This is a genomic window from Inquilinus sp. (assembly GCF_039594555.1).
Lineage (GTDB): Bacteria > Pseudomonadota > Alphaproteobacteria > DSM-16000 > Inquilinaceae > Inquilinus.
The window spans coordinates 21570-28996 of sequence record NZ_JBCNNF010000033.1 but is presented as its reverse complement, the minus strand read 5'-3'; the positions used below and the strand labels follow the sequence as shown (position 1 = coordinate 28996).

Below are 7427 nucleotides of genomic sequence, written 5' to 3'. Positions count from 1 at the left end.
GCCTTGGTTTACTCGGCATCATTACTGCGGCCACCGTATGGCTGATGCAGACCACGCCGAAAGGTTTCATCCCCAACGAGGACCTGAACGCGACGTTCATCGGGTTCAGGATCTGAATGTAGACGATGGAGAACACCGCGAACGGGAGCGACACCAGCACATCCCGAATGAACGAGAAACTGCCGGACGGCAAGAAGAGATTGACGTTCTTCAGGCTCCAGTACGGGATCATCGAAAGCCCGAGAAAGACCACGATAGACAGCTTGGTCACGATCAGCGGCCCCGAAACCTTGAACAACAGCCGTTCACCGCGCGACGCGATCGCCACCATGACCGCGATAACGCAGAACGGGAACCAATGGGTAAGCGCCAAGGAGTTTTGGGTAACGCCGAATACCTGCAAGTACGATGCGCCATCGTGGGTGATGGTCGTCGAATAGATGAGCATTGCCTTGGTGAGCGTGATGAAATACACCGCGCTGAGGGCAACGCCCCAGTTCTCCCCAAGATACTCCGTGATAATTCCAGTGTAGTCTTTACACTGCCCACTTTCTGAAAGAGAGCGGATATACAGGTTCGAAAGATAATGCACTGCAGGATACGCAATCGCCAATGCCGCGACCGATACCCAAAATCCCTTCACGCCCATCTGCAAAGGCATAAAAACAACGCCCGAGCCGATTGCCATGCCAATGCAAAGCACCACCCAACCCGCGTCGTACGCTGTGAAAGGTATGCGCTCCGCCGCGCTATCGCTTAGCGGGATACTGTTGCCACTGACGTTTGCCATGTCTCCACCACTCTCTTGTAATGGATTTTTGATGTCGCGCGATGTTTCACGCGATTCCTGATGGGTAAGCCTCTCCTCGATATCAACGAGCGCACAGATAATCATGCGATTCGATTTTACGAAGAGTGTCCGTTCAACCCACTGGAATTAGCTTATGTGGTCAGAAAAGACGCCGCAACAGTAGTTATCCGAAATATTCGTGAATTGTAGTTAATGCATTTGTGAAGCGCTGGAACCAATCCGTAGAGACACGCTACGCGCCAATCGGACGCCTCTCTCAATCTCCGTTCAAGTGACCGGTCTTGATGTAGCAGGTGGCACCGTCCGATCCCGCCGCGATAGCACAAGCGCTGAATTCCGGCAGGCGCAGCCAGCTGCCTCGCACGTACGAAATCGCACCTTCAACGACGCTGCCTTCCACGACCAATAATTCAGCTCCGTCAATCACATCAGTAAGCAAAGGCATGCCAGGTGGGAGGCGCTGCAAGCAAACACGTTCGTCTTCGCTCATGAAAAGCACGCAGATCTCGCGGTCGCCTTCTCGCCGCCAACTATTCGGATCGCGCGTATCGATACGAACGCGATGTGTCTCATCAGCCGACATCTGCCGGAGCTTCACGAATATCGTGGCACCCTCGCTGCTCGACGGCCGATGGCTCGATCCCGGTGGATTACGCAAATACCATCCTGCTGGATAGTGCACCCCTCCTTCGGAAAACGTGCCATGCAACACGAGGATCTCCTCACCGCCCGGATGGGTATGGTGGGGAAAGCTGGAGCCCGGCGCATAACGCACGATACTCGTGGCACGCGCCTGCTCTGCGCCCACTCGGTCGAGCATCACGCGCTCAACGCCTGGCTGGGGTGAAGCGAGCCATTGGTACTGCTCGCGCGCAACGGTTGCGCGCTGGGAAAAATCGGAGTTAATCAGCATGTTTAGTCGGGGTATGCGCCACGTCCCGGGTTTCAACGAGACACAGCACGCGGTCGGGCCCACAACAACCACGTCAGACCAAGCGCCGCAACGAAAACCGGCGGCAGCATGAGCAATGTGACGGTTAGCCAGCCGAAACTCGCAAGAAGGCTGCCGGAGACGAACGAGCCGACGACCATCGCGCCAAACACAATGAAATCGTTGATCGATTGCACGCGCGGTGCCTCATCGGGGGCGTGACTGGCCAATACCATCGCGGATGCGCCAAGGAAACCGAAGTTCCACCCCAATCCGAGCAAGACGAGCGCGGCCCAAAAATGTTGTGCGGATTCGCCGCTGATGCCCGCGATGGCAGCGAGCACAGTGAGTCCCAATCCTGTCATGACGATCGTAAGCGCACCGAATCGCTCGATCAGCCGCCCCGTGAAAAAGCTCGGCGCATACATGGCAATCACATGCATCTCGATGCCATAGTTTGCATAGAGCCGTGGAATACCGCATAGCTCCATGGCCAGTGGCGCGGATGTCATCATGAAATTCATCGTCATGTAACTGACGACGCCACACAGCATGGCGATCAGCAATTGCGGTTGGCGGAGGATCTCGCGCGCCGATCTGCCATTGCGCGCGCTCCTCACTGCAACTTCGCGCTCGAACCTGACGCCACGCAGCACCACCGCGGACAGGATGGCCACTGCGGCTGCAGCCGCATAGGTCACCGCATAGGCATGCGGGGACCACAGGTTCATGGTCGACGACACCAGTTGAGGGCCGACAACGCCCGCAGCGACCCCTCCAGCCATCACAATGGACAACGCGCGGGACTTTTCCGCCGGTGGAACACACTCCGCCGCGGCGAAGCGGAATGTCAGTACAACGGCGGCATAGGCGCCGCCAAATAGCATTGCGATGCAGAACAGCGCGAATGAATTGACGACGAGCGCCGCCGCGGCCAGCAGCCCCACGAGCACGCCGCACACATTGCCTGCCAGAAAAGCAGCATGCCGGCCGAAACGACGGGTCAGCGCGCCAACCGGCAGCGTGGATAGCGCCATCCCGACCACGAAAACGGAGATGGGTAGCGTAGCCAACTCAGGTCGAGGCGAGAGCATGTTGCCGATAATGGCGCCGGTCGCGTAAACCACGGTTGAATTAGCGCCTGAAAGCGCTTGTGCGAAGGCCAGACGAGCGACTGACGGATTGAATTTCATAAGCGTGGCGAGGCGGAATTGTCCGCATTGAGGCAAATCGACGGCCGTGAAGTCCAGGTCCGGTGTAAAGCAAAACTTCCCCTGCCTGGTCGATCCATACATCCTGGCGCACACATTGTTGTGTGTTTCCCTGGTGCGGGCAAACGAGATAATATGTGTATTACTGAAAGAAAAACTTATCCGATGAAAGCTCCCTTACACATCAATGCGTTGCGGGCATTCGAGGCAAGCGCTCGTCATCAGAGTTTCTCGGCTGCGGCCACGGAGCTTCACGTCACGCCCGCCGCCGTCGGTCAATTGGTTCGCACCCTTGAAGATTGGCTCGGAATTCCGCTCTTCCATAGAACCACCAGCGGCCGCTCACGTCTCGTTCCCACCGAAGCTGCCGAGCGTGCGCTTCCCGACATCAGGGCGGGCTTCGAGCGCTTGACGCTCGGCGTGGAGCGGCTTCGCGAAGGTGCGACCACCGGCATGCTCACGGTTGCCGTGAGCCCTGCTTTCGCCGCCAAATGGCTGCTGCCACGCATTCATCGTTTCCAGGAGATTTGTCCGAACACGGACGTGAGACTCGATACCACCCTGAAGCCTGTCGATTTCGTCGCGCAACGCATCGACATCGGCGTGCGTTATGGCGGCGGCAACTGGCCCGACCTCACCGCGGACAAGTTGATGGAGGAAGAGGCCTACCCGGTGTGCTCCCCCGAGTTGCTGGCACGCCTCGGTCCACTGAAAACGCCCGCGGACCTGTGCCGCGAAACGCTCATTCACGACCTGTCCATGGAAGGGCATCCAGGATTCCCGACGTGGTCGGCATGGATGCGCAAGGTTGGCTTCGACGACGTGCCCGCAAGCAGTCGTGGCATGAGCATCAATAATTCCGCCGCGGTGCTTCAGGCCGCAGCGGAAGGTCGCGGGGTCGCGCTGGCGCGTGGCGTGATGGCGAAAGACGATCTTGCCGCTGGCCGGCTCATTCGCTTGTTCCCGGATATCGCCTTCACGTCCGACCTGGCCTATTACGTGGTTTATCGCCCCGAAATGGCCTCGGTAGCACGGCTCGTTACGTTCCGTGAATGGCTGCACGAGGAAGCGGCGCGATAAATCAAATGGCGGCCCCGGAGTCGGCGAAACTGTCTGACTGACCCCGTAAAACAACGCAGCGAAGCTCCTGCCCGCGCAGTTGGCGCCAGACGTTCTCCACGGCGAGCTCGGCAAGCTTGAGCGCCACGAAATTGCCGCCGCCCGCGATATGCGGCGTGACGAGCAAATTCGGCGCATCCCACAAGCGGCTCGTCTTCGGTAAAGGCTCCGGGTTTGTTACGTCCAACCCGGCTCCGGCCAGATGGCCCGAGCGCAACGCATCAGCAAGAGCGTCCTGATCCACGATGTCGCCTCGTGCAACATTGATGAGGAAGCATCCGGGCTTGCATTCCCGCAGCGCCGCTTCATTCAGCAAATTCATTGTGTCGCCATTCGACGGAACGGCAATCACCACGACATCGGCAAGTTGCAGCGCGAATTTCAGCTCGGAAAATGGATAAACACGACTCGCAAGCTCGGAGGGCTTGCCGGTGCGGGTCACAGCAATAATATCCATGCCAAACCCCTTGGCCCTTTGGGCGACAGCCTTCCCTATCGAGCCAAGGCCTATCAGGACCATGGTTCGCCCCTCCAGCGAACTCATTTGCGGCATGATCTGGCGCGCCCATTCGCGGCGCTCCTGCTGCTTTACGGCATCCGGCAGACGCTTGACGAGGGCAAGCAACAGCCCCATGGCATGTTCGGCCACGGGAATCGCCCACGCGTCGCCGGCATTGGTCACGATCACGCCGCGAGGCACGCCGAATCGCTGCAGGTTCTCATAGCCCACGGAGAGCGTCTGTATCCATCGCAGCTTGCGGGCATGGGACACCACATCGGCGACCTCCGCGGAGAACGCGGGTCCGACGAGAATGAGGCCTTGCGCATCGACCAATGCCTGCTCGAGTTCGTGAACGTCCTCTGCATAGCACAAGCGCACATCCGGCACCGAAGCGATCGCACCACCCACCGTTTCCCGCGCGAACCTGCCAAAAAATACCAGCTTCACTCTTTACCCCTCTCTTAGCCACGCTCACTGAAGGTGCTCGGATGCACGCGTCCGTCATCATTCAGGCAGTCAATTCCACGCTCGATTTGACCATGCGTTCCTCGGCATCGCGCCGCAACGTCATGCCAAAACCAGGACGCGTGGGCACCGTGAACCTGCCGTTCTCGGGCTGCAAATCCTCTTCAAACAGTTCGCGGTTCGCGCGGCGCGTTGCATACGAATGGTGTTCGTGAATAGCGAAATTCGGAATTCCCGCTTCGAATTGCAGCGCAATTGCCGTGGCCATGGGAGACCCGCAGACGTGCGCCTGCACGCCGACATCGTATGCATGCGCCAGATGCGCAACGCGATACGCTTCGCTAATTCCGCCGACCAGGCAGACGTCCGGCTGGATCATGTCGACCGCCCCTTCCTCGAGGTACGGCATAAAACCCCAACGGGTGTAAAGCCGCTCTCCGGTTGCGAGCGGAATCGGCGATTTGCGCGCGACTTTCCGATGCGCGTGCTCGCTGTTCGGATGTGTCGGCTCTTCGATAAACAGCATGTTCAGATCGCGGACGAGTTCGGCGATCTGCAGAGCGCCCGCCGTGGAGGTCATCGAATTCAGCTCGAGGATAATGTCTGCGTTGGTCCCCACTCCCTCGCGCACCGCTTCCATGCGCTTGCGGAACAGGTCGCGCTGTGACGGCGTCAGGAGGCCGCGCAAGCCGGTCACCTTCTTGCCTTCACGATCCGTCATGATCGGATTGACTTTCACGCAGTCGAATCCGAGTGCACGCACTTGTGTCGCAACTTCCCTGAACTGCGCGGGCTCGCCTACCCATTGGCCCTCTTCGCCCCAACCCAGGTGCAACTGACTTGCGTAACAACGCAGTGGCTCAGGCGTGCTCCTTCCCAGCAAACGGTGCACCGGCTGGCCAAGCGCTTTGCCCTTGATGTCCCACAGCGCCGCATCGATGGCGCTGATGGCAGCGAAGACCACCGGACCACCCCCTTCCGCCCATACGGAACGACGAAGCAGGTTTTCCCAGATCGTGTCCGTATGGAAAGGATCGGCGCCAAGAACAAATCGCTCCCCGAGCGTGAGAATCATCGGCGCCACCGCGGGTGCGCCCGTCCCATACGCCATTCCCGCTTCGCCCAAACCACTGACGCCCTCGTCGGTATGGACGCGCGCCAGCACCACGTTCCATGACGCCATGCTATCGCGGCCGGAAAGGTCGGCCTGGAGAACCTCAATTCGCGTAACTTTCATGTCCTGCCTCCATGGATTTTTTAAAGCGCCCTTGGCGTCACGCGATAAACTTCGACGCGCGCCATGCGCGTTTAGCCAATTGGCTTTGGTACGGTCTCAGGCGGAACAATCCGCGCCGGGGAAGTCCACGACATCTTTGAGTTCCTTATCCCATTGAGGAATTCGCCCAATATCGTCGACAACAAAATCGATAAAACTGCGCACCAGTGCATTCGCGTATTTCGTGCGGTAATACATGGCGTAGAGCGTATGCGTCGTTGCCGGACAGCACGCTGGAACGACTAGCCGCAACGAGCCCCTGAGCACATCCGATGCGACCAGATACGTTGGGAGACAAGCCACGCCTTTTCCTTGCAGCGCGGCTTCATGCAGTGCAAGGCTGGAATTCGAGTCAAGTACCGATCGGATCGCGACGCGTTGTGAATCGCTTCTGCTGCGGAACGTCCACGCCCCCTCTGACGTCATCGCGGGATGAGTCAGGCATCTGTGCCGCTGCACATCGGCAGGCTTGCGAATGGGCTCGTTGGCGTCGAGATAGCCGGGTGCAGCGCAATAGACCCAATGGATCGTGGCCAACTTTCTTGCAGCGTAGTTTGCGTCGGTTCTGCTGGTGATGCGAACCGCAACATCGAAGCTTTCTTCAACCAGATTCGTCAAACGGTCGTCGAGCGTAATCGAGACATTGACCGCGGTGTGGGCATCAAGATAACGCCCAACCACAGGCGTCAACTGTTTCGTCCCGAACGCCATCGAGCACGTCAGCCGCAAGTTGCCTTGCAGGTTTTTCGTGTGTCGCGCAGCGTCGAGCGTCATCTCGAGGTCAGCAAGAATGCCGCTCGCACGCTCGAAGATCACGCGGCCACTGTCGGTGAGGGTCAAGCTTCGGGTTGTGCGCTTGACGAGCAGAACGCCGAGATGCTCTTCAAGTTGGGAGAGATTTTTGCTCACGGCCGACGGAGACAATTCGAGTTCCCGGGCTGCCGCGGACAAACTCCCCAACTCCGCAATGCGCACGAAGACGGTAATCTGGGTGAGAGATGCAAAGCTTTTCATGGAGCAGCCGTGCAGTGAATGGCCGAAACGATGAGCGAGGCACCGCACCACCGAAGTCGCGCCGCGCTGAAACCCGTCACGCGTCATAGCTCGGCCCT

7 protein-coding genes are annotated in these 7427 nt (G+C 58.9%); 1 reads left to right on the top strand and 6 read right to left on the bottom strand.

What is annotated here, in order from left to right:
- The 3 genes from ABDW35_RS05855 to ABDW35_RS05845 form a co-directional block, all read right to left on the bottom strand.
- Positions 1 to 895 (bottom strand): aromatic amino acid transport family protein (locus ABDW35_RS05855; protein ID WP_343712917.1); only part of this gene is annotated, 895 nt, incomplete at its 3' end.
- Positions 896 to 1067: 172 nt separating this feature from the next.
- The gene (locus tag ABDW35_RS05850) at positions 1068 to 1724 is read right to left on the bottom strand and encodes a cupin domain-containing protein (RefSeq protein WP_343712916.1); all 657 of its coding nucleotides are present in this window, start codon (positions 1722 to 1724) and stop codon (positions 1068 to 1070) included.
- Between the two features lie 32 nt (positions 1725 to 1756).
- Positions 1757 to 3037, bottom strand: a complete 1281-nt coding sequence (locus ABDW35_RS05845; protein WP_343712915.1) for an MFS transporter — start codon at positions 3035 to 3037, stop codon at positions 1757 to 1759.
- A gap of 51 nt (positions 3038 to 3088) precedes the next feature.
- Between ABDW35_RS05845 and gcvA the strand changes: the two genes are divergently transcribed.
- Entirely contained in the window at positions 3089 to 4033 is a 945-nt protein-coding gene (gcvA, locus tag ABDW35_RS05840; RefSeq protein ID WP_343712914.1) for a transcriptional regulator GcvA, read from the top strand.
- A 1-nt stretch (position 4034) separates the two neighbouring features.
- Here gcvA and ABDW35_RS05835 read toward each other — a convergent pair whose 3' ends face one another.
- The 3 genes from ABDW35_RS05835 to ABDW35_RS05825 all read right to left on the bottom strand — a co-directional run bounded on the left by ABDW35_RS05835 (position 4035) and on the right by ABDW35_RS05825 (position 7416).
- Entirely contained in the window at positions 4035 to 5021 is a 987-nt protein-coding gene (locus tag ABDW35_RS05835; RefSeq protein WP_343712913.1) for a D-2-hydroxyacid dehydrogenase, read from the bottom strand.
- A gap of 61 nt (positions 5022 to 5082) precedes the next feature.
- Entirely contained in the window at positions 5083 to 6276 is a 1194-nt protein-coding gene (locus ABDW35_RS05830; RefSeq protein WP_343712912.1) for a mandelate racemase/muconate lactonizing enzyme family protein, read from the bottom strand.
- A gap of 96 nt (positions 6277 to 6372) precedes the next feature.
- The gene (locus ABDW35_RS05825; RefSeq protein ID WP_343712911.1) at positions 6373 to 7416 is read right to left on the bottom strand and encodes a LysR family transcriptional regulator; all 1044 of its coding nucleotides are present in this window, start codon (positions 7414 to 7416) and stop codon (positions 6373 to 6375) included.
- Between the last annotated feature and the right edge of the window lie 11 nt (positions 7417 to 7427).